We start from the raw sequence: 25967 nt of genomic DNA on the forward strand, positions 1-25967 counted from the left end.
ATGCGGGCGCGCACGCGGGCGCGGGCCGGGTTTCGGCGCGCGGGCGACGGTCTAGGCTGCGCGCGTCGGCCGTGTCGGCCGACGTACTGACATGGACTTACAAGGAACGAAGATGAGTCAGAACCTGATCGATTTGAATCTGTCGGCCGAGGCGCTGGATGCCGTGGATGCGGCGCTCACGCAGTTGGAAGCGCAGTTGGCGCCGTTGATCGGCCTGAACGTGGACCAGCGCCGGCAGTTGACCAAGATGGGCGAGAAGTCGGAGTCGTTCTGCCGGCAGGCGGTGGACGTGATGGAGCAGAACCCGAACATCCTGCCGCGCAATTTCGACCTGGAGGCGATGCGCCGCGATCTGGCCGCGTTCGATGCGCTGCGGCCGCGGCTGGTGCGCTTGACGCGCCTGTTCGAGCGCGCCAACGACACGCACATGGCGTTGGGCAGCGACCTGATGAGCAATGCGCTGGAGGGCTATGCGTTCTTGAAGATTTCCGGCAAAGGCGAAGGGCTGGAGGGGCTGCGCCGGACCTTGTCGGCGCGGTTCAATCGGGCCCGGCCGGAGGTGGCGCCTTCGGCGCCGGCCGCATCGTAAGCCTCACCTGGGATCGGCGAGCCCAAAAAAAAGCCCCGCTGAGCGGGGCTTTTTTCATGCGTCGGGTTACGGCTGTTGCTCTTTCGCGTCCGCCAATTTGGCCAGCGCACTGTCGATCGTGCGAATGGATTGGTCGGTCAGGCTTTTCGGTGCGGGGCCGTCGCGCTTGGCGCGCTTTGAGTAGTGCAACGCCTCGCGAATCAGCGCCATCTCTTCCCCAGTCAGATCAACGATAGCCATGGATCACCTTGTGCAGTTGACGGCGAGAGGACTCAGAGCGCCCATTGTGGACCACAACGCCGCGTCTGCGCGCCCCGAGCCTCAATCCGCATCGCGCGCCACCTTCGGCAACGGCTCCACCGCCTGCAATTCCTTGGCCGCCATCGCCGAGACGCCGCGTGCATGCAAGGTCTTCATGACCGGCTGGCTGCGCAGGTTCTGGTAGAAGTTGCGGATGCCGCCGGTGAGTTGTAGCGAGTAGTCGGTGGTCACGAAGCGCTCGTTGTTCTGCACTTCGATGTGGGCGCCGCCGGGGATGGGTTTGAAGAATTCGTCGAACTGGCTCAGCGGGTAGTCGCTGGGTTTGCTCGCGGCGAAGTACGCCATCGCCATCGGTTGGCCGCTCTTGGGGCCGATGGTGGTGTCGGCATGGGTGCCGGCGCGGCCGTGGCAGGAGATGCACGAGGACACCGGGCTGTCGATCGGGCCGTTGACGCGGCCGCCGAGGCCGTGGTGGCGGACGTAGGCGCGGTTGCCGTAGTCCCAGCCGGTCTGTTCGACCAGCGAGGAGGTGATGCGGGCCTGGGTCAGCGAGGTGTTGACGAACACGCCGTCGCGGTTGGCGTCGGTGCGGTCGTGTTGATCATCGCCCCAGCTCAGGCCGACCGGCACCATGCGGTCCCACACGGTCTTGCCGGCGCTGCCGCCGTCGTAGACGAAGGTGCCGTAGATCCAGCCGGTGGTGTCGGCCACGCGCGGGTCTTTGACCGCCACGTCCAGTTGCAGCAGGCGCATGGGTTTGTCGACGCGCGGCTTGTTGTACGCGGTGTCGGGGTAGATGTTGGCGGTCCAGGTCTTGCTGCCGACGAGGTACGGGATCTGTTCGACGCTGGCGTCGGTGAACAGCAATTTGCAGGCGACAGTGTTCTCGGGGAAGGTCGAGGCATACGGGTCGGGGTAGCCGCTGGCGGTGCGCCAGACCTTGCCCAGGGCGGTGCCGCCGCGGTCGTTGTAGAAGCCGACCGCCCAGTTCTGGCCGGGCGCGCTCTGGCTGCGGTGCAGTTCGAACGGGCGTGCCTTGCGTTCGCGGGTCAGGCCGTGGTGGTACTCGCGGCCGGCGCCGAACTGGTCGCCGTCGTCGTGCAGCCACGGGGCGTGGTACCACTTGCGGACTTTGTTGTCCTGCACTTTGAAATCGACGTCGACGTTGCCTTCCAGGCAGTAGCTCAGCACCGCGCCCATGTACTCGGTCGGGAAGGCCTTGAAGTCGATCGCCGTCCACGGGAAGGTTTCTTGCTTGAAGGTCGTGGGGAAGTCCTGGCTGAGCTGGAAGACATCGGGCGTGCCCGGCGGCGGCGGGTAGTGCGGATCGAAGCTCGGAAAGCGCTTGGGCGCCGGGTTCGGCGTGGCGAGCAGCTTGCGCTGCAGCTCGGCGCCTTGATCGGCGGGCTTGTTGACCTCCAGTGGCGCGGCGGCGGCCACGACGCACACGAGCATTCCCACCGCGGCTAATGCTGTCTTCATGTCCACTCCCCCTGTTTCGCCATCCAACGTTGCCATTGCTAACGCGATTGGGCGCGGCCAGGGGCCAGGGCCGAGACAACCGTGACGTAGCGCAGGTTTCGATCCGTGCGGTGGCCGGGCGGTTCGTCGGCGCGGGCGGACGACTGCGCGCCGGACCGTCGCCGGCCCAGGTCGGTCGGTCGGCAAAGCGTCGCGCGTCGCGTCGGATTTGCGTCGGTGGTGTTGCGGATGGATGACGGCTTTATGCCGAAACCGAGACATCAATCCGCGTCGGCAAACGAGCCGCGCCGTCGAAACGAGCGCGCGCAGTTGGTCATCGATGTCATGGCAGTTTCGATGTTGTCTGGCAACACGGATTCGGCCGACTCATGCGATGAGATGCGGATGCGCCATCATCCAATTCCGCAGCGATCAGCCATCGCCTTGCACTCATTCGCAACGACGGCGACAGCGATCGTCGCGAACACGCAACGACCTGTGCATTTTTCATTCGATGTCGTTCGATGTTTTGCCGCATACGCATGCGCATCCACCTCGCGTATCGCGCACGCATTCGTCGCACCGACACCATCGTGTTTCACCCATGCAACCTGCCGACCGATCTCTCACTCGCATCAAGACCATGGACGCTTTCGCGCAAATCTCCGGAGAAAAGACGCTTATTTATGCAATCGCTTGCGATTGAGTGAGCGCGATACCGTTCGTAAGCACAACCGATGCACAACTATTTTTTGTCTACGACGAATGATCGATATGCCGTCACAGTTCCCGAATTATTCGGTGGCATATGAAAATAGCGCGAAGTAACTTTCACGCCGCTGCGCAACTGGCAGTATTCGCAAGAGCAAAGGACCGACTCGGCACGGCCGAACAATGACAAGGAACGTTATGTCCGCAAGACCGAAATCCATCGAACCGATCGCGTCGCATCGCCGTCGGTGTTGACCGCAACCAATGCGCAGCACCGCGCCTGAGTCGCAAGGCTTGGAGCGCGCTCCCCCGCCCCATCCCCACAGACCCACTTCGTACTCATGAAGTCGGCGGCACCGCAGTGGCCGCTCGACCGGGAGATCGCACGCCATGGAAGCCGTATTTGAAACTCCGTTGAAGACGCTCGACGTCGCGGCGGCGCTGTTCGCGCCGTTGCAGAAGAAGCTCGACGAACTGCGTGAAAACGGCCTGTATCGCACGTTCTACGAGTTCTCGCACATCAGCGAGCACCCCGGCCATACCGCTCACGGCTGCCGGGTCGTGCAGGTGTGGAGCGGCAACGATTACTTCGGGCTCGGTCAACATCCCGACCTGATCAAGGCCCAGATCGAGTCGACCCAGCTGCACGGCACCAGCAGCGGCGGCTCGCGCAACATCGGCGGCACCAGCGTCTCGCACGCCGAGCTGGAAAAACGCATCGCTGCATGGCATGGCAAGGACCGCGCGCTGGTGTTCTCCAGCGGTTACGCCGCCAACTTCGAAACCTTGAGCACGCTGATCGCGGCCATCCCCGACATGGTGGTGTTCTCGGACCGCAACAACCATCGTTCGCTGATCGAGGGCATCGCCCGGACCGGCTGCACCAAGCATGTATTTCCGCACAACGACTTTGAGGCGCTCGACCGCATGCTCGCCGGTTACGAGCGCGAGCGGCCGAAGCTGATCGTGTTCGAGTCGGTGTACTCGATGGACGGCGATGTCGCGCCGCTGAGTGCGTTCTTCGACCTGGCCGAAAAGCACGGGGCGCTGACCTTCCTCGATGAAACCCATGCGATCGGCCTGATGGGGCCGACCGGCGCCGGCCTGGCCGAGGAGCTCAACGATCACCGCGCGACCTTCGTCCAAGGGGTGTTCAGCAAGGCGCTGGGCACGCTGGGCGGCTATGTCGCCGGCCCCGACAGCGCGATCGACTACGTGCGCTCGCATGCGCCGGGCTTCATCTTCAGTTCGACCATGCCGCAGGCCGTGCTCGACGCCACCCTCACCGGACTGGACATCGTGCAGCGCGGCGACGACCTGCGTCGCGGGGTGATGGACAACGTGATCCGGCTGAAGAACGCGCTGCGCAAGGCCGGGCTGCGCTTCCTCGACGGCGGCACCCACATCGTCCCGGTGATCGTGCCCGGCGGCGAGCGCGTGCATCGGGTGTCGCGACGCCTGCTCGACGAATTCGGCATCTATGTCGCACCGGTGACCTACCCGTCCGTGCCCAAGGGCACCGAACGCTTCCGCGTCACCATCGCCCCGTTCCGCACCCCGGAACAGATCGAAGCCTTCGTGAGCACGCTGCAGCTGTGCCTCGAGCAGGAATGACCCACCGATCGCAAGGAGAACGACCGTGGCTTTGACTCAGATCACCCCCTTCATCGGTGCCGAATTCACCGGTGTGACCTATGAAGACTTTCAGCAACCCGAGCTGTGGAACCAGTTCGTCGAGCAACTGCACCAGCGCGAACTGGTGGTGGTGCGCAGCATCGCGCTGACGCCGCAGCAGCAGCTCGAACTGGCCGCGCGGCTGGGCCGGCCGATTCCGTTCGTGCTGGACAAATACCGGCATCCCGAGTTCGAGGAGATCATGATTTCCTCCAACGAGGTGCGCGACAACAAGCCGATCGGCATCGCCCGGGTCGGCAATTTCTGGCATCAGGATTCCTCGTTCGTGGCCAATCCGGCGCCGTACACCCTGCTGCACGGGATCAAGGTGCCCAGCGACAGCGGCCACACCCTGTTCGCCAATGCGGCCGATGTCTACGATCGCCTGCCCGAGGAATGGAAGAAGCGGATCGAGGGACGCAGGGCGCTGCATACGGTATCCAAGCGGTTGCGCATCCAGGCCGAGCATGTCGGCCTGTCGGTCGCCGAGTTCAAGGCCTGGATCGAGACCAAGCATCCGAAGGTCGAACACGATCTGGTCAAGGTCGATCCCGACACCGGCCGCAAATACCTGTACGGCGCGCCGGAGTACCTGGACTCGGTGATCGGCCTGGACGCCAACGACAACGCGGCGTTCTTCGCCTTGATCGACGAACTCATCCAGGCGCCGCAGCGGGTCTATACCCACGAGTGGAGCAACAACGATCTGGTCGCCTGGAAGACCCAGACCACGCTGCACGCGGTGACCGACGTCGAGCCGGGCGTGGACCGCACCGTGCATCGAATCAGCATCGAACTGCACTGAGGCCATGGCCCGTCCGATGAACGGAATCGTCGACTTCGACCTGAGTTATCCCAGCGCACGCGCCGAGGTGTCGAGCATGCACGCCGCCTGCGGCGTGCCGGTGGACGACATTCTGCAGATCACCCATTGCGACAGTTTTCCCGTGCTCGGCGACGACGAACGCTCCTGGGAACTGGCGCTGGACGCGGCGCGCGCGGTGATGCGGCGCAGCGGCGTGGACCCTGCGGCGATCACCCAGGTGATCTACGCCGGCGCCGGCGAATGGGAGACGCCGTTCTGGTCGCCGGCGGCCAAGGTCGCGCACGAACTGGGCATCGAGCGGGCGCATTGCTTCGAGGTCGCCAACTTCTGCAACGCCGGCATGGCCGCGGCGCAGATCGCGCTGGATCGGATGGCGCGAAACGAAACGGCGCGCGATGGCAGCGGGCGCGAACACGGCGGCTATGCGCTGGTGCTGCTCGGCGACCGCCTGAGCCGCATGGTCGACTACGCCGATCCGCAGGCCAAGGCGCTGTTCAATTTCGGCGACGCCGGCGGCGCCATGCTGCTGGGCGGCGGCGAGCGCTGCAGCTTCGCCCTGCTGCATTCGGCGATGCGCACCGATCCGAGCTGGTCGGACTATTACTTCGGCGAACGCCGCGACGGACGCATCGTGATCCGTCGCGGCGAGCATCGCGAGGGACTGGCGGCGGCGTATGTCGACAACTTCGTCGGCTTGCTCGACGACACGCTGAAAGCGCTGGACCTGACGATCGACGACTTCGCCTATCTGCTGATCAACCACGGCGACAAGAGCATGCACGAACGCCTGCTGGCGGCGATCGGGCTGCCGCGCGAGAAGAGCGTCTTCAACTACCACCGCCTCGCGCACATGGGCTCGGCCGATACCTTGATCGCGCTGCGCGATCTGGTCGACGCGCGCCGCCTGGTGCGCGGCGACCGGGTCCTGCTCGCCACCAGCGCCATGGGGTTCAGCTGGGGCATCACCGCGCTGGAGTGCCGGCAATGAAGATCCTGATCATTCACCAGGTGCCGTATCGGAAAATCCATTACCACTTGGGCATCGATCATCAACGGCACGAGGTCACCTACATCGGCCAGCCGGCGCGCATGGCCGACCTGCCCGCCGATTTGCGCTGCACGCGCCTGGTGCTGGATCCCGGCGAGGACTTGGTCGCCGGCATCCTGGCCCGCACCTCGCGCGAGGACGGTTTCGAGCGGCTGTTGTCGCTGTCGGAATTCGGCATGATCGAATCCTGGCACGTGCGCGAACACCTCGGGCTCAGCGGCGCCTCGCTGGCGCAGATCGAGCGGGTGCGCGACAAGGTGCGGATGAAGCAGGCCCTGGCCGACTCGGGACTGCGCTATCCGCGTTTCGTTTCCGCGCCCGGCGATGCCGCCGAACTGCCCTGGTCGGGCAAGACCGTGGTCAAGCCGCGGCAAGGCGCATCGAGCGAAGGCGTCAGCGTGCATGCCAGCGCGGCCGACGCGATCGTCGCCTGGCGTGAGCTGGCGCAGCGCGAGGACTACCAACTCGAGGAGTACATCGAAGGCGAGCTGTTGCATGCCGATGGCCTGATCCGCGACGGCGTGCTGGTCGATCTGGTCGTGAGCCGCTACGTCAACAAGCCGGTCGACTTCGCCTACGGTGTGCCGCTGGGTTCGTATCAGTTGCCGGACGATCCGCGTTATCGCGAGTTCGCCCAGCAGGTGATCACGCAGTTGGACATCCGTGAAGGCTGCCTGCATCTGGAGATGTTCGAGACCGCCGACGGCGAGCTGGTATTCCTGGAAGTCGCCAATCGCATGGGCGGCGCCGGCGTGGTCGATGCGCACCAGCGCCATAGCGGCCTGCACCTGCCCTCGCACGAAATCGCCATCCGCCTGGGCCTGGAACGCCCGCCGGCATTGCCGCGCTCGGGCCGATACCACGGCTGGCTGGTGTTTCCCGGCCACCATCTGCCGCGCGAGGCCGGGCATCGCATCGACGTGCCGGCGCCGCTGCGCGAACACGCGTGCGTCGATCGCCTGCATCAACTGGCGCCTGAGCAACCGTTGCCCGATCACATCACCTATCAGGAATGGCTGGCGCCGGTGTTCGTCGAAGCCTCGCATCACGATTCGCAAGCGCTGGGGCATTTCCTGCACGAATGCGCCCAATCCATTTCGATCCAGGCCGGAGCGCCGCAGTGACCCGCCCTTCCCCATCGCCACGCCATTACCCCACCGACTTGCTGCTCGCGGTCCAGCGCGCCGAACGCGCGCTCACCGACCCGGACTCGGCGCTCGCGCGGTTGCTGCGCGTGCATGACCTGAGCTCGGTCGGCGGCCTGTTCGCGAGCGCCGAACTGACCGAGGCGCTCGACCAGTGGTTCGGCGGTCTGAGCCAGTACCCGTGGCAGCCGTTGATCGACAGCAACGACGTCGATCAGTTGTCGCCGGTGGGCACGATCGTGCTCGACGACCACCGCGTCGCCAACACCTTGCGCGGGCTGCTGTTCGCCTGGGCCGCGGGCAACCACGTGCTGATCCGCTCGCGCCGCGATACGTTCTGGCAGGGCCTGACCACGATCCTGCGCGGCTACGGGTTTCCGTTGCCGGAGGCATCGGTGCTCGACGAGCGCGCGCAGTCCGAGCATCGGACGATTCATGTGCCCGATCTCGTGCCGGTCTCGGCATCGGGCGCGGCGGTCTGGAACGAACCCGACCTCTACGGCGACGATCCGCAAGACGAGGACAACCTGACGATCCGGCTGGGCGTCCCGGTGCGCCAGGACGCGACGAGCTTCCTGCGTGGCGTCGCGGCGCTGGACGCGCGCGCCTCGTGGACGCGCCTGCTGGTGCGTCGCGAACACCTGGCCGGCACCCGCCTGGCCGATGCGCGCGAAGCCGACGACGCGCACGGCAGCGGGCGTCTCGATGCCAAGCTGCGCTATCTGATCGGCCAGGCCCGGCGCACGCCGTACTATCGCGATCTGCCGCAGATCCACGGCGTGGCCGAGCTGGCGCAACTGCCGATCCTGGAGAAGCGGCAACTCGACGCCAACACGCTGCCGCTCAACCGCAACCTGTACAGCGACGCGCCGCCGAGCGGCGAGGTGTTGCGCAGCGGCGCCACCTCGGGCGATCCGCGCTACATCGTGTACTCGCGCGGCGACTGGGCCAACATGGTGCGCGAGGCGATTCCGCTGTGGTCCGTGCTGGGCCTGCGCAAGGGCGACCGGGTGATCAATACGCTGTTCGCCGGCAGTCTGTACGGCGGTTCGATCACCAGCAGCTGCGAGTTCTCGCAGATGGCGGTGGAGTGCTACACCACCACCCAGGCCTGCACCGTCGACGACTTGTTGATGCTGCATCACCGGTTCGGCGCCAATACCGTGATCGGCCTGCCGACCCTGCTGATGCCGCTGCTGCGCAAGGCCAAGGCGCAGGACCCGGCGCTGCGCATCGAGAAGGTGCTGTACGGCGGCACGCCGATGGCCGAGTCCGACAAGGCCTGGCTGCGCGAGCATCTGGATACGGACGTGGTCGCGAGCGTGCTCGCCGCCAACGACGGCGCCCAGCTCGGCTTCCAGTGCCCGCACATGCGCGGCACGCTGCATCACATCTGCGACGACTACAACCTGCTGGAAGTGGTCGACGACGACGGCCAGGCCGTGCCCGACGGCGAGGTCGGTCACTTGCTGATCACCAGCCTGCAGAAGTTCGAAGCGCCGCTGGTGCGCTACCGGATCGGCGACATCGGCCGGGTGTTCCATCGCGACTGCGCCTGCGGCCTGTCGGGTCGGGTGATGGAGTACCTCGGGCGGTCGGACGGCATCATCAAGTTCCTCGGCTCGACCGTGCGCCACCGCGAACTGCACGACGCGCTGGAGACCTTCGAGGTGTCGCAGTTGCAGGTCGAGATCGACAAGCGCGACGGGCGCGAGGCCTTGATCGCACGGATCGAATCGGCGCGCACGCTCGACCCGGATCAGATCCGCGCGCACCTGATCGCGCAGTTCCATCAGCTGCGCACCCTGCTCGGTTTCGGCGACAGCGTGTTCGGGCTGGTGGTCGAATGCCATCCCGAAGGCGCGCTGCGCCGCGACGCAGTCAGCGGCAAGGTCAAGACCGTCATCGACCGCAGGCTGGGCTGATGCTCTGGCGCAACCGTCCGGCCCGCGCGCTGCTGGTATCGATCCTGCTGTCGAGCATCGGCATGGGCGTGTACGTGCTCGCGCTGGGGCAGATGCTGTTCGCGCTGACCGGCAGCGCGCAGGCGTTCGCGATCGTGCTGACCTTGCAAGGCATCGGCGCGGTCTGCGTGCTGCCGTTTTGCGGGCCGCTGGTCGACGCGCTCGATTCCCGGCGGGTCTATGTCGGTTGCGGTCTGGCCCGCGCCGCGACGGTGCTGGCGATCGTGCTGGCCGACATCGCCGGCACGCCGGCTTCGGTGCCGATCATTGGCGCGGCCGCGCTGGCGCTGGCGGTGTTCGACAACATGCAGCGCGCGGCGTTGTTCAAGTTTTCCGCGCGCCATATCGACGACACCTTGCGGGTGCGGGTCAACGGCCTGCTCGGCGCGGCCATCCAGGCCGGCGCACTGACCGGCATGGCCCTGCTCGGGGTGATCCTGAGCGTCGCGCCGCCGGCGCGGGCGCTGTTGGTCGACGTGGCGATGGCCTGCGCGGCGGCGGCGGTGATGGCATCGATCCGCCTGGACGCCTCCGACGCCAACCGCGCGCTGTTGGCCGGCAGCCGGCTGCGCTCGCTGTTGCCCAATGCGCTGCGCGACTGGCGGCAGATGCTCGCCCAGTACCGCAACGAAACCGTGGTGCTGGGCATGGTCGCGCTGTGCGCGGCGGATTTCTTCTTCGCCAATGGCCTGAGCACCCTGGTGGTGCCGCTGGTCCATCGCTCCTACGGCGGGCAAAGCTGGTACATCGCCGCGCTGGAAGCGACCTTCGGCATCGGCATGCTGGTGGCCTCCACCCTGACCCGCCACACCGTGCGGCAATCGCTGCTGCCGCTGTGGCTGCTGGTCCAGGCCGGCACGGCGTTGCTGCTGGCGCTCAGCCGCGATCCGTTCGCGCACTTTCTCGCGTTCTTCGTCGGCGGTTTCGCCAACCTCAACAGCCTGACCTGGCTGCTGACCACGCTGCAGCAACACGCGAACCCCGGCGACAAGGCGAAGATGGCCTCGCTGCGGCTGCTGGCGATCGGCATCGGCACCATCGCGCTGATGCCGTGGCTCGGCCAAGCCGCGCGGGTGTCGCTGGACAGCGCGTTCTTCTGCGTCGGCGCGGCGATGGCGGCGTTCGCGCTGGCCAGCGTATGGATCGCGATCGGATTCCGCCCGCATCAACGCACGATCCTGGCCGCGAGCCAGCCATGACCTTTTCGCCAGGAGCCTTTGCATGAGCCCTTCCCACGTCAGTCAGTCCGGATCGCGCGCGGTGCATCAAGTCCGCCGGCCGCAAGGCGAACCGGTCGCGGACGACTTCGCCTGGGTCGAGCAGCCGTTGCCCGAGCCCGGCGCGGGTACCGCGCTGGTCGAGAACCTGTACCTCTCGGTCGATCCGTACATGCGCGAGTGCATGGATGCGGTGTGGCCGCTGCACACGCCGCTCGAAGGCCGCTCGGTAGGCCGGGTGATCGCCTCGCGCGAACCGCGATTGGCGGTCGGCGATCTGGTGTTTCATCGCCAGGGCTGGCGCACGCATGCGCGGGTCGGCTACGACGAGGTGCGGATTCTGCCGGCGCTCGACGGCGTGCCGCTGAGCCATTGGTTGAGCGTGCTCGGCGGTACCGGTCTGACCGCGTATGTCGGCTTGACCCGCATCGCCGAGTTGCGCGCGGGCGAAACGCTCTACATCTCGGCCGCGGCCGGCGGCGTGGGCAGCATGGCCGGCCAGTTGGCGCATCTGCTCGGCGCCGGCCGGGTGATCGGCAGCGCGGGGTCGGCGGCGAAGGTCGCGCAGTTGCGCGACGTGCTCGGCTTCGATGCGGCCTTCAACTACCGCGACGGCCCCATCGCCGAGCAACTGGCCCAGGCCGCGCCCGACGGCATCGACGTGTATCTGGACAACGTCGGCGGCGATCATCTGGAAGCGGCGATCGGCCAGATGCGTCCGCACGGCCGCATCGCCTGGTCGGGCGCGATCGCGCAATACAGCACGCAGCCGCCGCCGGCGCCGCGCAATCTGTTCGAAGTGGTGGAGCGAAGCCTGCGCCTGCAGGGCTTCCTGGTGCGCAACTACGGCCATCTGCAAGAGGAGTTGCAGGACTTCGTCGTGCCGCACTTGCGCTCGGGCCGGCTGCTGCCGGTGGAAACCGTGGTCGAAGGTTTCGATGGCATCGTCGATGCGTTCCTCGGTGTACTCAGCGGCCGCAATCTCGGAAAGATGCTGGTCAAGGTTGCCTAAATCGTCGCCGCGCTTCTCCATCAAAAGGACTTGATCATGCGGTTGCTGCCCTCGCTCGCCTTGCTCATCTCGCTCACCGCCGCGGTCGTGCCGGCCCGCGCCGACACCCTGGCGGTGGTCCGCGACGGCCGCACCCAGCCGCAGTATTCCTATGCCGACGCGATCCGCGAAGTGGTGCATGTGGAAACTTCGGTGGACAGCGACGGCGACGGCCGTCGCGACCGGGTCGCGGTGTTCGTGACCCGGCCGCGCCAGTCCGATGGCGCTCACAAAGTGGCGGTGATCCTGGAAGCCAGCCCGTATTTCGGCGGCCTGATCGAAGCGCCGCACCACCCCACCGAAATCGTCGATGAGCCGCGGCTGTCGCCGTGGACTCCGCCCACCCACGCCAAGCCCGCGGTCGATTACGCCCGTTCCAACTACGACAATTATTTCGTCGCCCGCGGCTATGCCGTGGTCGCCGCGAGCAGCCTGGGCACCGGCGATTCCGAAGGCTGTCCTTCGCTGACCGGGCCCGATGAGATCGAGGCGATGAAGGCGGTGGTCGACTGGCTGACCGGCCGCGCCCGCGCCACCTACGGCAACGGTCGCGTAGCGCGGGCGGAATGGTCGACCGGCGCGGTGGCGATGGTCGGCAACGCCTACAACGCCACGCTGGCGCTGGGCGTGGCGCAGACCGGGGTCGTCGGGCTCAAGACGGTCGTCGCCAACGTGGTGACCTCCAACTGGTACGACTATTACCGCGCCAACGGCGGCGTGGTCGAACCCGATGGGTTTCCCGGCGAGGACGCCGACCTGCACGCGAAGGTGGTGCTGACCCGCGCGCGGCCGGCGCAGTGCGCGGCCGCGATCGCGTCGATCGAGCAGCGCATGGATCGCGTCAGCGGCGACTACAACGGGTTCTGGGCGCAGCGCGATTTCACCCGACATATCGACCGGCTCAGGCGCCACGGCATCAGCGTGTTCCAGATCGCCGGGCTGTCCGACTGGAACGCGCGCACCAGCCAGTTCGCGCAGTTGTGGGACGCCTTGGGGCGGCATCGGGTCGATCGCCGGTTGTGGCTGTATCAGGCCGGTCACGCCGACATCCTCAACGTGCGCCGGCAAGCGTGGCTGGATGCGGTGCAGGCGTGGCTGGACCATGCACTGTACGGCGTCGACAGCGGCACCGATGCGTGGCCACAGGTCCAGCTCGAAACCGCGCCGGGCCAGTGGCAGCCCTACCCGCAGTGGCCGCGTCCGGGCGCGCGCGCGATCACCTGGCAGTTGCATGCGCAGGCGGACGCGGGTTCGGCGCATGCGCTGCGGCGCGCGCCCGACCATCGCAGCGGCGCGCACGCCGAAGAAGGCGCGTTCGTCGATGCGCCTTCGCGCAACGCCGCCGAACTGATCGCGCATCCCGATCGCGACGATCCCAATCGATTGCTGTTCCTGAGCGAACCGCTCGCCGACGACGCCCAGTTGTCCGGCACCGCGCAGGTCAGCGTGCAGGCCGCGCTCGACGGCCCCTCGCCCTATCTCACCGCGCTGCTGGTGGACTACGGCGAGGACACGCGCGTCACCGGTTTCGCCGCGACCGCGCAGACCTGGTGCTTCGGCGACAGTCTGCCGAACAACTCGGGCTGTCGGCCGATCTATGCGTATACGACCGCGTCGACGCCGTACCAGGTGGTGACGCGCGGCTGGATCGATGTACGCAATCGCCATGGCCGCGAGCGCAGCGAAGCGATTCGCGCCGGCGAGTCCTACCGCTTGCGCTGGACGCTGCAACCGGGCGACTACCGCTTCAAGGCCGGCCATCGCATCGGCCTGGTGCTGTTGTCCAGCGACCCCGGCTACACCTTGCGTTATCCGCCGGGCACGCGGGTGTCGGTGCGGCTCGACGCCTCGTCGCTGAGCCTGCCGCTGGTCGAACCGGAGGTGCCGTCGCGGTCGACGCCGACCGCCGCGCGCTGATTCCCGCTCGCCGATCCTCGCTCACACGCTTCGTTCGCACGCTCCCCGTCGCCCGTTCGCCCGCCGCACGCGTCCCTGCGACCGCGCGCATCACCCCTTCTGTCTCCGATGCCGATCCCTATGCGCGCCCTGCTGATCTTCACCACCTTGATGGCTGCACCGATACCCGCCTGCTGCGCCATCCTCGTCGACGGCCGGCTCGATCCGGACGAATGGCGGGAGGCGCGCAGCATCACCGATTTCCGCCTGACCCAACCGCTGTCGCGGCTGCCCGCGCCGCAACCGACCCAGGCCTGGGTGCTGGCGACGCCGCAGGGCCTGGCGGTGGGTTTCCGCAATCTGCAGGACGCCTCGGTGCCGCGCACGCGCCAGCGCACACAGCGCGACAACAGCGAGGCCGCGGTCGACCGGGTCAATCTGTACGTCGACTTCGACGGCGACGGCCGCGGCGGCTACAACTTCACCTTGACCCTCGCCGACGGCATCGTCGACACCACCGTCAGCAACGAGAACCAGTTCAACGACGATTGGGACGGCGACTGGCATCACGCGGTCAGCGAGGACGAAACCGGCTGGTCGGCGGAAATGCTGATCCCCTGGCATATCGCGCCGATGCGCGACGGCCGCGACGGCAAGCGCCTGCTCGGCATCGCCCTGGACCGGGTGATCGGCGCCACCGGCGAGCGCGCCTCGTGGCCCGCGGTCAGCCTGACCGAAACCCGGTTCCTGTCGGTGTTGAACAAGATCGAAGTGCCCGAATACGGGCAGTCGCTGCTGACCATCACGCCCTACGTCAACGGCGTGCGCGATTTCGTCGGACGCGATTCGGATTTCGACGCCGGCGCCGACCTGTTCTGGAAGCCCAACGGCCGCTTCCAGCTCAGCGCCACGCTCAATCCCGACTTCGGCCAGGTCGAAAGCGACCGGCTGGTGGTCAACTTCGGCGCGGTCGAGACCTTCTTCGACGACAAGCGCCCGTTCTTCACCGAGAACCAAGGCTTCTTCGAGGTTCCGTTCGGCTCGCTCAATCCCAACAACCGGCTGATCTACACCCGCCGCGTCGGCGGCCTGAGCGACGATGCGATCGGCTCGGGCGATGTCACCGCGGCGGTCAAGCTCAACGGCAGCGCGGGCGGCGTCAACTACGGCGTGTTCGCCGCGAGCGAGGCCGACGCGGTCGGGCGCGACTTCTACGCCGTGCGCGCGAGCCGCGACTTCCTGCGTCACGGCGTCGGCGCGATGGTCACTCAGGTGAAGCGGCCGTTCCTCGATCGCGAGGCGACCGTCTACGAATTCGATCACCGCTGGACCCCGAACGAGCGCTGGGCCGTGCGCAGCACCGTGGTGGGTTCCAGCGTCGACGAGCGCGGGCGCCGGCTGCGCGACAGCGGCGCGCAAGTGCGGGTGGACTACGACCGCGGCAACGGCTGGCGCCACCAGCTGTATGCGCTGCACCTGGGCGGCGAGCTGCAACTCAACGACTTCGGCTATCTGGAACGCAACAACTACAACTATCTGCGCTACGACCTCGGCCGGCGGGTGACCGCGCTGCCGCCGGATTCGCCGTTCACCGCGCACGATTGGCATTACTCGGTATCGCATCGGGTCAACGACAACGGCGTGCACATCGCCGACGCGCTCGCCGTCAATCGGCGCAGCGAGCGTCGCGACGGCGGCAATCAGTTCATCGAAGTGGGCACGCTCAGCCCGGGCCACGACGATCTGATCACCCGCGGCAAGGGCGTGGTCGACATGCCGCGGCGCCTGTTCGGGGTGTTCGAACGCTTCCGTCCGCGCCAGGGCGACAGCCCGTGGGCGTTCAATGTGGAGATGCAGTACGACGCCGACGGCCTGAGCGGCTGGAATCGCGGCCTGCGCAGCGTGTATGTCGAGCCGAGTTATCACATCAACGACCGGCTGAGTCTGTTCAGCGGGGTGCGGGTGGAGCACCACCCGGACTGGACCTTGTGGCGGCGCGAGGCCGGATTGCTGGGCACCTACCGCTCCAACCAGCTCATGCTCAATGCCGGCGCGGCGTGGTTGATCAACGATCGGCAGGAACTGCGGGTGCGGCTGGAAGCGATCGGCCTGGAGGCGCAGGCGCGCAAGGCCTGGCGGGTGGCGCCGGACGGGGAACCTATCGCGGTGAATACGCCGCTCGCCGATTTCGCCCTGCGCAATCTCGGGTTTCAGATCCGCTACCGCTACGAACTGGCGCCGCTGTCGTACCTGTACGTGGCCTACGTGCGCGGCGGCTCGCTGCTGGAAGACGGCAGCGGCTTCGACACGCGCCGCCAGTTCCGCGACGCGTTCGAACTGCGCGACAGCGAGCAGTTGCTGGTCAAGCTGTCGTATCGGTTCGAGATTTGAGCCGGCGCGCTCTCGCGTCCATTCGTCCAGCCGGCGTTGCGTCGCGCCGCGCCTCATCTGGACAGCGCGCCGGGGCGCGTCGTCAGGTTTTATTGAAGCACTTGTCGAGCAACGACTTGAGCGCGCCGCCGATGGCCGCGGCGGCCTTGGGATTTTCCACCGCGGTGACCTTGCGCAGCTTGGCCTGCTGCGGCGAATCCTCGACGGCCTTGATCTGCTTCCACTGCGCGTCGGTGAATGGCTTGATCGGATCGATATTGTCGGCCATCGCCTTCACGAAGCGGGTGCCCAGCGCGCTGGCGTAAAAGGTTTCCAGATAGGTCAGTTCGGCCGGGCTCAAGGCCGAGCCGATGACGCCCTGCACGGCATCGGCCAGGGCGTCGTTGGGGATGCGCTGGACGCATTGGATCTGCGCGTTGCCGGCCTTGCTGTCTTCGTTCGCACCGTACTTGGTGCCCGAAACGATCGCGCTCGAAACCGATCGGGCGGTGGCGCTGGCCGACGTCGTCGCCGTCGCCGACGCGGGCGCGGCGATGGCGATCGACAGCAGCAATGCCTCAGTGATGCGGTGCATGACGTTCCCCTGAGGCCACGGCTGTGGCGCTGGCGACGGCACGATACCGCGACGGCCTGCGCCGTGGACAGGCGCAATCCATTGTGATCGGCGGCGCGACGGCCAGTGCGAAGTCGCCGCGCCGCCGACGGTGAGCCTGGATCAGTGACGTATCACTGCGACCTTGTGCTCGTCGTTGCCGGACTTGTTGCCGGTGCTCGACGCCGAGGCCGTCTGCTGCGTGGGCGCGGTACTCGATTCGGCTTGTTGCGGCTGGGATGTGCCGGCCTGGGTGATCGCCGCCATCTTGAGCTTGATGCCGTTCATGTCGGTCGGCTTGATGCTGAGGGTGTGCTTGTCGTCGAAGGTGACCTTGAACAGGTTCTTGTTTTCCAGCTTGGCGCTCTTGACCGGGCCGTGTTCGCCGGCGAGGTGATCGACGTAGTTCACCAAGGTGGCGACGTTGCCGGGGTTCTTGGCGATCATTTCCTTGCCCGGCTTGACGTCGAACGCGGCCTGCACGGCCGCGCGGCCCTTGGCGTCGTGCACCGTGGCCACCGCGGGCGAACTGGAGCTGCTCGCCACGCTGAGCGCGCCGCGCTGCGATTGCTCGATCAATTCGCGACTGGGGCGATAGACCTCCGCGCCCTTCACCGGCACGGAGCCGGCGACCATCAGCTGCGGATACTGATACAGCTTGATCACGTCCATGACCTGCTTGTCCTTGGCCGGTCCGGTGGCCTCGTTGGCGGTCTTGAGCTTGAGGAAGAAATCCTTGCAACGCTCGTCGGAAGGGTTGTCCTTGGCCGCATCTTGCAGACCGTGCAAGGTCTTGTAGATGCCCAGCTCGACGTTCTTGTACAGGGCCTTTTCGATGTCCGGCCCAACGAACAGATTGCGGTTTGTTTCGTAGCGGTCGACCACCGTACCGATGCGGCGCTCGGCCAAGCCGGGCGCCTGCGCGCCGCCGCCGACGGTGGCGATGCCGCCCTGCTCCATGCGCCGCTTGGCGTCGGCTTCGGTGGTGCCGCCGGAGGGATAGACCGGGTCGCGCAGGGTCATCACCTGCAGTCGCTCGCTTTCAGCGCCGGCCAGTTTGCTCATCGGCAAGGTGAAGGACTGGCCGTTGGGCGAGTACGGCGAGCCTTGCACTTCGGGTTTCTCGCGCAGGTAGCGGGTGGATTGCTGCTGCTGTTCCTGCATCGCGGCGTTGGTCTTGGGATAGACGTTGAAGAACACCAGGTCGTGGGTCTGCAGGTGCTGGGTGTTGGTGGCCGAAGTGTGGCTGAGCTTCTCGCTGGCGCTCTTGTCGCCGCTGACCGCGCTGGCGAACTGCTCCAGCGCGTTGCGATCGGAGGTGCACGAGATGTTGTCGCGCACCGGGTTGTTGGTGGCGTGGGTGGCGATGCCCGCCTGGTAGCGGCCGAACACGTCGCCCATGAAGGCGTTGACGGTGTCGGTGCATTCCTTGGTCTGCATCTGCGGCAGTTTCTTGTACTCGGCGATCTGCTCGTCGATCGCCTTGAGGTTGTTGGCCGACAAGGCCTGCAGGCGGGTGTAGGCGCTGCCTTCCGCGCGCGCTTCGGGCCGGCCGGACAGCATGCTGCTGCCCAGCAGCGTGGCGGCGTCGGCCTCGCGGTCGTGCGGGGGCGTGTAGCGGCCGGACAGCTCGCCCTTGATGCCTTCGCGGGTCAGTTTCAGCGAACCGCGCATTTCTTCCAGCAGCGCGCCGCGCGCGCCCGCGTTTTCCTCGCTCTCGTTGCTCAGCACGCGGTACAGGCTGTGCTGTTTCTCGCCGACGGTGTAGTTGGTGCCGTGCTTGAACGCAGGCTCGGGCAGCGCGGCGTTGATCTTGTCGGCATTGGCCTTGTCGTGGATGTAGAACGGGCGCGAGGCGTAACGGTCGAGCAGCAGTTGGTACTTGTCGGCCGCATGGCGGGTGGCTTCGTCTTCGCTGCTCATCATGGCGGGGCGGCTCCTGGGGGAATAGAAGAGGGGGCGAGTATTGGACAGGGCACACTTATGCACCTTGAATGAGCAATTGCAGATGTTGAAACTGCCAACTGCTACGCACTATTAGTGCCTGTCTGCCACATCGCCAACGCCCTACCAACGCGCTATCCGCTGCCGGGCGGCCACCGGTCCCCTTTCGAATCGCCCGCTTTTCGATCGCCCGCCGCCGCCTGGCGCCCGGCTCAGCCTCGCCACAGCCGCAAGGCTTCCTGCGCGATCACCTCGGGAAACTCTTCCTGGAAGAACAGCTTCGCCCCGGGTACGCGGCGTATCCCGCGCGAGTTCGGCAACAGCCGGTCGAGATAGTCCGCGTCGGACTGGGCGAAGATGTCGTCGCTCGCGCCCCATACGATCCGCACCGGCGCGCGGCAGCGTCGCAGCGAGGCCTCGATGCCGGCCAGCGGGTTCGGCGCGAGCGCGATGTGGAAGGCGTGGTACTGCGCGCGCCGCAGCGGCGAGGCCACCAGCGGGCTGACGTAGTACTCGATGGTTTCGTCGGCGAACCCGGCCGGGTCGCGGAACACCGCCGCGCCGAAGGTCGAACGCGCCAGGGCCTTGTCGGTAAGCCATTGCGCGGTGGCGTCGGCGAGGGTGCCGGCGCGCGCCATCTCGATGGCCGGCATCACCTTGGGCGGCGGGCTGTCGGGTTCGACATCGCAATTGCTCAGCAGCATCGAGCGGACCCGCTGCGGGTAGCGCACCGCGAACAACTGCGCGACCGCCCCGCCGCTGTCGCTGGCGACGAGGTCGGCCGCGTCGATCGCCAGCGAGTCCAGCAGCGCGGCGAGCATCGCGACCTGGGCGTCGGCGGCCAGCGATTGTCCGGCGGGAATCTCCGAGTAGCCCAGGCCCATGAAATCCGGCGCGATGCAGCGGCGATGCGCGGCCAGCCGATCGATCGCGCCGCGCCATTGATAGCCGTTGAGCGGCGCGCCGTGCAGGAACACGGCGGCCGCGCCCTCGCCGCGTTCGATGTAGGCGATGCGGCCGAACGGCAACGGCGCGAAACGCCGCGTGGCGCGGTACGCCGCGGCGTCGAGCGGCCGCACCGGGCCGGTCGCGGCCAGGCCGCGGCGCGAATCGCGCGGCGCCGTGCAGCCGCCCAGCGCACCGACCGCGCCCGCGGCCAACAACGACGACGCGGCGACCATGAAGTGTCTGCGTTGCATGTCCAATCTCCCGGAGAATGACGACCCGGGAGGCATCCTGGCGAAGCGGCCGCAAACCGGCGCGCACCCACGGCCGGCGCCGGACACGCGCGTATGATTTTCGTCACTTGCCGCCGGCGCGGCGCAGGCCAAGCATCATGCGATGAGCGACCGGCCCGCCTGCTACCCCCGCCCCGCGACCGCGCCACCGCCGCCGATCGTCGGCGCCGACCGCGCGCCCCTGCTCGACGTGCTTACCTCGCCGGTGCCGAACGGGTATTTCGATTCGCCGCTCGACAGCCGCCACGTGCTGTGCCTGCATCTGGGCGAGCCGGTGCCGGTGTCGTATCGCCGCGATGGGCGCGAGCATCAGGGTTTGCGCCTGCACGGACGGTTCTGCGTGGTGCCGGCCGGTTCGTCGACCCGCTGGATCGTGTCCCGGCCCGCGACCTCGCTGTTGCTGCGGCTGGCGCCGTCGCTGCTGGACTCGACCATTGAGGCGATGGGCGCGAGCGCGCGCAACGACGGACTGGCGCCGTCGATCCATGTGCGCGACGCGCAGATCGAACGCATCGGCTGGATGATGCAGGCCGAGGATCGCGACGCCTATCCCAGCGGACGCCTGTTCACCGACAGCCTGGCCGGCGCGCTGGCCGCGCGCCTACTCGCCTTGCAGACCCGCGCCGCACCCGCATCTGAACGCCCGGCGCGCGCGCTGCCGACGTGGCGATTGCGCCACGTGCTCGACTACATCGAAGCGCATCTGGATCAGCCGCTGTCGCTGGCCGAACTCGCGCGGGTGGCCGGTTTCAGCCTGTCGCACTTCAAGCCGCTGTTCAAGCACGCCACCGGCCTGCCGGTGCATCGCTACGTGCTCGAGCGGCGGGTCGAACGCGCGCGCGGCCTGTTGCTGCGCGGCGAACGGCGCATGGGCGAGATCGCGCTGGACGCCGGGTTCTCGCACGCGAGCCACATGGCCCGCTGCATGCGCCGGGTGCTGGGCGTGAGCCCGGCGCAGATCGTCGCCTCGCGGCATTGATTGACCGGCGATGCGGCGCGCTACTGCGGCCGCGTCCAACCCGTCGTCAACTGGAAGAAGCGCCGCCGCCGAAGTGATCGCCCGGACCGGCCGGCGCATCGGGCCGTTGCAGGGTGAACACGCAATCGAAGAACGGCTGCATCTCGCTCCACGGCAGTTTGCGCTGGCGTGCATCGACCAACGCGCGTCCGATATCGACTGAATTTCCGGGATTGTTCAGGTATCGGGCGAACGCCACGCCGGTATCGGCATCCGCATGCAGGCCGTGATCCTGCTGGTTGTAGGCATGAAACTCGGCGATGGCCCCCGGCGCCGGAACCGCGCCGCTCGCCAGCGGACATTTCCTGACCCCACTGGCTTCTTCGCGTTGCGCGTGCCCGGCCGCATAGCTGTCCTGCAAGGTATGCAACAGCGAGCCGAAGGCCACGTCCTCATACACCCGGCGCAGACCGCCGCCGGCGCCCTGGGTGTACAAGTCCAGAATCCGCCATTCGCTGCGGCCGAACGACGACTGGATGACCGGTATCGGGATCTCCTTCAAGCGCGTATCCAGGGTGTACTCGCCCAGCGACGCGCGCCATGCGAATTCGGACCACCCCATGATCCGTTCCTTGGTGACGGAAGCCGGCTCGCCGTTGCCCGCGGCCATCGCATGCAGGAACTGCAGGTCGCCGAAATGGGTGCGGTACAGCATCGCATCGCCGGGACCGTAACGTTTGCCCGCCTTCGCGCCCTTGTTGGCGTCGAGAAACAACCCGACCCAACACACCGGCTGGGTTTCGAAACGGATCGTATCGCGAGTGTTGCAGCGAATACCGCGCGCCTGGTTGACGGTCATCGCGAAGGGAGGATCGTCGTTCCATCGCACGCCCGCCAACACCGCCGCGGGCGCATTGAGCGCCTCGCCGCCGTCGCAGGCGATATTGCAGCCATAGCTGCGGTTGGTGATCTCTTCATGCACCGGCTCGGTGAAGGTGCTGATCGAAAATCGAGCCGCCTCGCGCTCCACCATCGCCCAGGTGCCCGTGGCGATTCCGCTTAGGCGCCGCTCTTCCGCGCTGGAATGGGTGGAGAGTTTGTAAGCCGATGCGCCGTCTGCCACCAGCAACAACAGCGCGGCCGACAACGGCCGGGCAGCGTGTGTGAATGTCCTGATCATTCCAGCATCCCCCTGTAGTCCTGCGGTTGATGCGCGGCGCCGGCGCGTGGCCGGACATCGCCCGCGGTTGCGGCGGTTGCCGGCCCCCGCCGATAACCGTCTTGCGGGTCGGAACGTCAAAACCACGCAGGCCCGGCCAGTGCGGCGCATCGATGCGCAGAATGCGAATGCCGTCGAAGTCCGGGCCTCGATTGCGGCGCAGTGACGCAGCGGCGCCCTTCGCAAGCGCGTCGGCTTGAGCGAGGATGCGGCAACCGCGATAAGGAAACCGCCATGACCCTGCCGCCCGGCGTCGTACTGCGTCCGATCCAAGCACGCGACGATGCCGCCGTCGCCACGTTGATCCGCCAGGTGATGGCCGAGTTCGGCGCGGGCTCGGTCAGCGACAGCGAAGTCGACGCCATGCAGCGCGCCTACAGCCTGCCGCGCAGCGCGTACTACGTGGTCGAACGCGAAGGCCGCCTTGCCGGCGGCGCCGGGGTCGCGCCGCTGCTCGGCGGCGAAGACCGGGTGTGCGAACTGCGCAAGTTCTACCTGCCGCCGGCCTCGCGCGGGCTGGGGTTAGGCCAGGCCCTGCTGGAACGCTGCCTGCTGACCGCGCGCGGCTTCGGCTTCGCCCAGTGCTATGCCGAAACCCTCGACCGCATGAGCGATGCCCAGCGCCTGCTCGAAAGCAACAGCTTCCAGTTGCTGGAAGCGCCGATGGGTTACGGCGGATTGCGCGGCTGCAATACCTGGTATCTGCGCACGTTGTAGGCCTGCGGCCGCTATCGCCGCCACACAACCCCATCGGTCTGAACACCGCATTGGTGCCTTGCGCTGAGCTTCGCCGCGAGCGTACGAAGCGCGGGCTTATTTGTGGCGTGTCGCTTATTGGAAAAGGAACGGCGTCACGCTATAAAGCCCGTCGGACCGCTCACGGCGGTTCCGGGGAAATCAAGCAATCAATCAACAGGGGATACAAACCAATGTCTATCGCGATCCGACCGCGCGCCATGCGCGCGGCGCTGGCGGCGCTCACTCTCGGCATGTCGCTGACCGGCTGCCTGAGCATGAAGATGTATGTCGATCCGGCGCTGCCGACGGTCGCCAAGAAGGACATCGCCGCGCCGGCGACGCCCAAGCCGGTGCAGGTACTGGCCGAGTTCCGGACCAAGGGCAACGCCAACGCCCGCGCAACCGCCGAATTGCGGCCGCGCGCGCTGGCAGCGGCCACCGAATCCGGGCTGTTCAGTCAGGTCAGCGGTGACGCGACGCCCGGTGCCGGTCAGTTGCGGGTGATGATCGACAACGTGGCGATCACGGAAAACGCCGCGGCCAAGGGCTTCGGCACCGGCTTGACCTTCGGCCTGGCGGGGTCGCTGGTCACCGACGGCTACAACGCCACCATCAGCTACACGGCCAATGGCAAGACCACTGAGACCACGGTGAAGCACGCCATCCACACGACGGTCGGCAACAAGGCCGGTCCGGCAGGCCTGACCCCGCTGGCACCGCAGGCAGCGGCGCATCAGGTGATGGACCAGATCGTCTGGAACGGCCTCAAGCAACTGTCGGAAAAGCATGCGTTCGACGCGGAATAAACCGGTGAACGCGCTGGTCCGGTCGGCCCTGGTCGCCACGCTGGCGCTGCAAAGCGCCTGCGTGAGCATGGTCGCGAGCAAGTACCAGCCCGGCTTGGCCAATGCCGAAATACTGAGCCGTCAGCTCGATGCGGCGCCGCTGCGGGTCGGCAGGTTTTCCGCCGATCCCAAACTCGACAGCAAGCCGCTGAACGTGCGCGGTTCGACGCTCAGCGGCGGCGAAGATGGCAAGTTCTCGACCTACCTGCGCGATGCCTTGAGCACTGAACTCAGGACCGCCGGACGCCTGGATGACAACGCCGCCAGCGAGATCAGCGGCGAGTTGCTGCAGAACCGGCTCAACAGCGGCGGCGCCGCGGCCGGGGACGGCCAGGCGACCGTGCAGGCACGCTTCGTGATAAAGCGCGACGGTGCGCAGGTCTACGACCGTACCCTGACCGCCGATCACCACTGGCCTTCCTCGTTCATGGGGCCGATCGCCATTCCGGCCGCGTTCGACAACTACACCGCCACGGTGCAGAAGTTGTTGCAGCAATTGTTTTCCGATCCGCAGTTCGAACGCGCCACGGCGCGTTGAGCCGACCTGCCCCGGCCGCCGCGGCGGCCGGGGCGACCGCAACCGACACGCACCGGCAAACCGGCCCGGGCGCCCGCCGGCGGCGACCACGCCCGGCCCGGCGGCGATCCGCCCGGTCCTTTAGAATGGCGACTTTTCCGCCTTCAGGACCGCCCATGCAACTCGACAACGCCCGCGCCGTGATCACCGGCGGCGTCTCCGGCCTCGGCCTGGCCGTGGCCCAGCACCTCGTCGCCCGCGGCGGCAAGGTCGCGCTGTTCGACGTCAACGACGACAAGGGTGCGCAGGCCGTGGCCGCGCTCGGCGCCGACAAGGCGCGCTATTTCAAGACCGACGTCACCGACGAGGCCGGCGTGGTCGCCAACCTCGCCGCCGCGCAGGACTTCCTCGGCGGGCTCAACGCGGCGATCAACTGCGCCGGCATCCTCGGCGCCGGCCGCGTGCTCGGCAAGGAATCGCCGATGCCGCTGGCGCAGTTCCAGACCACGGTCATGGTCAACCTGATCGGCAGTTTCAACGTCGCCAAGGCCGCGGCCAACCTGATGCAGCACAACCAGGCCGGCGACGACGGCGAGCGCGGCGTCATCGTCAACACCGCCTCGGTCGCCGCCTTTGAGGGCCAGATCGGCCAGGCCGCGTACTCCGCGTCCAAAGGCGGCGTGGTCGCGATGACCCTGCCGATGGCGCGCGAACTGTCGCGCTTCGGCATCCGGGTGATGACGGTCGCGCCGGGCATCTTCTGGACGCCGATGGTCGACGGCATGCCCGAGTCGGTGCAGCAATCGCTCAGCGCCTCGATCCCGTTCCCCTCGCGCCTGGGCCAGCCGGAAGAATTCGCCGACCTGGTCGCCTACATCCTGGGCAATCGCTATCTCAACGGCGAGACGATCCGCCTGGACGGCGCTACCCGGTTGGCGCCCAAGTAACGGCGGGAATCGGGAATGGGGAATCGGGAATCGCCAAAGCGGTCTCGTCTCCACTCCCAGATTCGCCGCGTACTGATTTACCGATTCCCCATTCCCGATTTCCCATTCCCGGCCAGAGCCCATGAAAGCCTACGACGTAAAAAAAGGTAACGTAATCGAGCACAACAACACCGTGTACCAGGTGCGCGACATCGAACGCAGCTCGCCGCAAGGCCGCGGCGGCAACGTCAAGTTCCGTTTCACCATGTACTCGGTGCCCGGCGGGACCAAGTACGACCTCAGCGTCGGCGGCGACGACGAGTTGAAGGAAGTCGAACTCAGCCGCCGCCAGGTGACCTATTCGTACAAGGACGGCGATGCGTTCGTGTTCCTCGACGACGAGGACTACACGCCGTACACGCTCGACGCCGACGTGGTCGGCGACGACGCGGGCTACATCATCGACGACCTCAGCGGCTGCTATGTGCAGATCATCGACGAACAGCCGGTGGCCCTGCAGTTGCCGGCCAGCGTGGCGATCGAAGTGATCGAAACCCCGCCCGAGCTCAAGGGCGGCACCGCGACCAAGCGGCCCAAGCCGGCCAAGCTGTCGACCGGCCTGGAGATCATGGTGCCCGAGTACATAAGCAACGGCGAACGCGTGCTGGTCAACACCGCGACCGGCGAGTTCGCCGGCCGTGCGGACTGATGGGCGACGGAGCGTCGGCGCTTGCGCTTGTGCGCTGGCGCTGACGC

22 protein-coding genes are annotated in these 25967 nt (G+C 67.1%); 16 read left to right on the forward strand and 6 right to left on the reverse strand.

All coding sequences use genetic code 11. The annotated features are described in order from the left end of the window. Positions 1-112 precede the first annotated feature (112 nt). Positions 113-589 (forward strand): hypothetical protein, encoded by a 477-nt coding sequence (locus KME82_RS15315; RefSeq protein ID WP_215494824.1) that lies wholly within the window; start codon positions 113-115, stop codon positions 587-589. Positions 590-655: 66 nt separating this feature from the next. On the opposite strand, the gene KME82_RS15320 is transcribed toward KME82_RS15315, so the two are convergent. Continuing rightward, positions 656-829 carry a hypothetical protein gene (locus KME82_RS15320; protein ID WP_215494825.1) on the reverse strand — a complete coding sequence of 58 codons (174 nt, stop codon included), beginning with the start codon at positions 827-829 and terminating at the stop codon, positions 656-658. 81 nt (positions 830-910) lie between these two features. Beyond that, positions 911-2332 (reverse strand): hypothetical protein, encoded by a 1422-nt coding sequence (locus KME82_RS15325; RefSeq protein ID WP_215494826.1) that lies wholly within the window; start codon positions 2330-2332, stop codon positions 911-913. A gap of 1080 nt (positions 2333-3412) precedes the next feature. Here KME82_RS15325 and hemA point away from each other — a divergent pair. From hemA to KME82_RS15370, 9 genes are all read left to right on the forward strand, one after another. Next, entirely contained in the window at positions 3413-4636 is a 1224-nt protein-coding gene (gene hemA / locus KME82_RS15330) for a 5-aminolevulinate synthase (protein ID WP_215494827.1), read from the forward strand. A gap of 25 nt (positions 4637-4661) precedes the next feature. Beyond that, the gene (locus tag KME82_RS15335; RefSeq protein WP_215494828.1) at positions 4662-5501 is read left to right on the forward strand and encodes a TauD/TfdA dioxygenase family protein; all 840 of its coding nucleotides are present in this window, start codon (positions 4662-4664) and stop codon (positions 5499-5501) included. Between the two features lie 16 nt (positions 5502-5517). Continuing rightward, entirely contained in the window at positions 5518-6510 is a 993-nt protein-coding gene (locus KME82_RS15340) for a 3-oxoacyl-ACP synthase III family protein (protein WP_215494829.1), read from the forward strand. Beyond that, complete coding sequence (locus KME82_RS15345) at positions 6507-7694, forward strand: ATP-grasp domain-containing protein (RefSeq protein ID WP_215494830.1); 1188 nt, start codon at positions 6507-6509, stop codon at positions 7692-7694. The genes KME82_RS15340 and KME82_RS15345 overlap by 4 nt, the downstream gene beginning before the upstream one ends. Further along, complete coding sequence (locus KME82_RS15350; protein WP_215494831.1) at positions 7691-9640, forward strand: phenylacetate--CoA ligase family protein; 1950 nt, start codon at positions 7691-7693, stop codon at positions 9638-9640. The genes KME82_RS15345 and KME82_RS15350 overlap by 4 nt, the downstream gene beginning before the upstream one ends. Then, positions 9640-10878: an MFS transporter gene (locus KME82_RS15355; RefSeq protein WP_215494832.1), complete on the forward strand. Its 1239-nt coding sequence runs from the start codon at positions 9640-9642 to the stop codon at positions 10876-10878. Before KME82_RS15350 ends, KME82_RS15355 begins: the two co-directional genes overlap by 1 nt. A gap of 22 nt (positions 10879-10900) precedes the next feature. After that, positions 10901-11908 (forward strand): NADP-dependent oxidoreductase, encoded by a 1008-nt coding sequence (locus tag KME82_RS15360; RefSeq protein ID WP_215494833.1) that lies wholly within the window; start codon positions 10901-10903, stop codon positions 11906-11908. Positions 11909-11944: 36 nt separating this feature from the next. Continuing rightward, the gene (locus KME82_RS15365; RefSeq protein ID WP_215494834.1) at positions 11945-13864 is read left to right on the forward strand and encodes a CocE/NonD family hydrolase; all 1920 of its coding nucleotides are present in this window, start codon (positions 11945-11947) and stop codon (positions 13862-13864) included. Between the two features lie 120 nt (positions 13865-13984). Beyond that, complete coding sequence (locus tag KME82_RS15370; protein WP_215494835.1) at positions 13985-16234, forward strand: DUF5916 domain-containing protein; 2250 nt, start codon at positions 13985-13987, stop codon at positions 16232-16234. Positions 16235-16316: 82 nt separating this feature from the next. Here KME82_RS15370 and KME82_RS15375 read toward each other — a convergent pair whose 3' ends face one another. From KME82_RS15375 to KME82_RS15385, 3 genes are all read right to left on the reverse strand, one after another. Beyond that, positions 16317-16808: a hypothetical protein gene (locus KME82_RS15375; protein WP_215494836.1), complete on the reverse strand. Its 492-nt coding sequence runs from the start codon at positions 16806-16808 to the stop codon at positions 16317-16319. A gap of 141 nt (positions 16809-16949) precedes the next feature. Then, on the reverse strand, positions 16950-18752 hold the full coding sequence (locus KME82_RS15380; RefSeq protein ID WP_215494837.1) for a hypothetical protein: 1803 nt from the start codon (positions 18750-18752) through the stop codon (positions 16950-16952). Positions 18753-18982: 230 nt separating this feature from the next. Continuing rightward, entirely contained in the window at positions 18983-19969 is a 987-nt protein-coding gene (locus tag KME82_RS15385) for an alpha/beta fold hydrolase (RefSeq protein WP_215494838.1), read from the reverse strand. Between the two features lie 142 nt (positions 19970-20111). Between KME82_RS15385 and KME82_RS15390 the strand changes: the two genes are divergently transcribed. After that, positions 20112-20987 carry an AraC family transcriptional regulator gene (locus KME82_RS15390; RefSeq protein ID WP_215494839.1) on the forward strand — a complete coding sequence of 292 codons (876 nt, stop codon included), beginning with the start codon at positions 20112-20114 and terminating at the stop codon, positions 20985-20987. 46 nt (positions 20988-21033) lie between these two features. Here the strand turns inward: KME82_RS15390 and KME82_RS15395 are convergent, their stop codons facing one another. Continuing rightward, positions 21034-22458 (reverse strand): hypothetical protein, encoded by a 1425-nt coding sequence (locus KME82_RS15395; RefSeq protein WP_215494840.1) that lies wholly within the window; start codon positions 22456-22458, stop codon positions 21034-21036. Here KME82_RS15395 and KME82_RS15400 point away from each other — a divergent pair. The 5 genes from KME82_RS15400 (at position 22420) to yeiP (ending at position 25920) form a co-directional block, all read left to right on the forward strand. Beyond that, entirely contained in the window at positions 22420-22902 is a 483-nt protein-coding gene (locus tag KME82_RS15400; RefSeq protein WP_215494841.1) for a GNAT family N-acetyltransferase, read from the forward strand. The genes KME82_RS15395 and KME82_RS15400 overlap by 39 nt on opposite strands. 212 nt (positions 22903-23114) lie before the next feature. After that, complete coding sequence (locus tag KME82_RS15405; RefSeq protein WP_215494842.1) at positions 23115-23729, forward strand: hypothetical protein; 615 nt, start codon at positions 23115-23117, stop codon at positions 23727-23729. A gap of 4 nt (positions 23730-23733) precedes the next feature. Next, positions 23734-24306 (forward strand): hypothetical protein, encoded by a 573-nt coding sequence (locus KME82_RS15410; protein WP_215494843.1) that lies wholly within the window; start codon positions 23734-23736, stop codon positions 24304-24306. A gap of 155 nt (positions 24307-24461) precedes the next feature. After that, the gene (locus KME82_RS15415; protein ID WP_215494844.1) at positions 24462-25232 is read left to right on the forward strand and encodes an SDR family NAD(P)-dependent oxidoreductase; all 771 of its coding nucleotides are present in this window, start codon (positions 24462-24464) and stop codon (positions 25230-25232) included. Between the two features lie 121 nt (positions 25233-25353). Then, positions 25354-25920 (forward strand): elongation factor P-like protein YeiP, encoded by a 567-nt coding sequence (yeiP, locus tag KME82_RS15420; protein ID WP_036108330.1) that lies wholly within the window; start codon positions 25354-25356, stop codon positions 25918-25920. The last annotated feature ends 47 nt before the right edge of the window (positions 25921-25967 follow it).

Source organism: Lysobacter capsici, assembly GCF_018732085.1.
Classification (GTDB): Bacteria; Pseudomonadota; Gammaproteobacteria; order Xanthomonadales; family Xanthomonadaceae; genus Lysobacter; species Lysobacter capsici_A.

Bases quoted from the DNA above. Each gene is read 5' to 3' on its own strand.
- KME82_RS15340 (WP_215494829.1), top strand. From the start codon at position 5,518: ATGAACGGAATCGTCGACTTCGACCTGAGTTATCCCAGCGCACGCGCC.
- KME82_RS15400 (WP_215494841.1), top strand. From the start codon at position 22,420: ATGACCCTGCCGCCCGGCGTCGTACTGCGTCCGATCCAAGCACGCGAC.
- KME82_RS15370 (WP_215494835.1), top strand. From the start codon at position 13,985: ATGCGCGCCCTGCTGATCTTCACCACCTTGATGGCTGCACCGATACCC.
- KME82_RS15360 (WP_215494833.1), top strand. From the start codon at position 10,901: ATGAGCCCTTCCCACGTCAGTCAGTCCGGATCGCGCGCGGTGCATCAA.
- KME82_RS15375 (WP_215494836.1), bottom strand. From the start codon at position 16,808: ATGCACCGCATCACTGAGGCATTGCTGCTGTCGATCGCCATCGCCGCG.
- KME82_RS15380 (WP_215494837.1), bottom strand. From the start codon at position 18,752: ATGATGAGCAGCGAAGACGAAGCCACCCGCCATGCGGCCGACAAGTAC.
- KME82_RS15390 (WP_215494839.1), top strand. From the start codon at position 20,112: ATGAGCGACCGGCCCGCCTGCTACCCCCGCCCCGCGACCGCGCCACCG.
- KME82_RS15315 (WP_215494824.1), top strand. From the start codon at position 113: ATGAGTCAGAACCTGATCGATTTGAATCTGTCGGCCGAGGCGCTGGAT.
- KME82_RS15345 (WP_215494830.1), top strand. From the start codon at position 6,507: ATGAAGATCCTGATCATTCACCAGGTGCCGTATCGGAAAATCCATTAC.
- KME82_RS15385 (WP_215494838.1), bottom strand. From the start codon at position 19,969: ATGCAACGCAGACACTTCATGGTCGCCGCGTCGTCGTTGTTGGCCGCG.
- KME82_RS15355 (WP_215494832.1), top strand. From the start codon at position 9,640: ATGCTCTGGCGCAACCGTCCGGCCCGCGCGCTGCTGGTATCGATCCTG.
- KME82_RS15415 (WP_215494844.1), top strand. From the start codon at position 24,462: ATGCAACTCGACAACGCCCGCGCCGTGATCACCGGCGGCGTCTCCGGC.
- KME82_RS15365 (WP_215494834.1), top strand. From the start codon at position 11,945: ATGCGGTTGCTGCCCTCGCTCGCCTTGCTCATCTCGCTCACCGCCGCG.
- KME82_RS15405 (WP_215494842.1), top strand. From the start codon at position 23,115: ATGTCTATCGCGATCCGACCGCGCGCCATGCGCGCGGCGCTGGCGGCG.
- KME82_RS15325 (WP_215494826.1), bottom strand. From the start codon at position 2,332: ATGAAGACAGCATTAGCCGCGGTGGGAATGCTCGTGTGCGTCGTGGCC.
- hemA (WP_215494827.1), top strand. From the start codon at position 3,413: ATGGAAGCCGTATTTGAAACTCCGTTGAAGACGCTCGACGTCGCGGCG.
- yeiP (WP_036108330.1), top strand. From the start codon at position 25,354: ATGAAAGCCTACGACGTAAAAAAAGGTAACGTAATCGAGCACAACAAC.
- KME82_RS15320 (WP_215494825.1), bottom strand. From the start codon at position 829: ATGGCTATCGTTGATCTGACTGGGGAAGAGATGGCGCTGATTCGCGAG.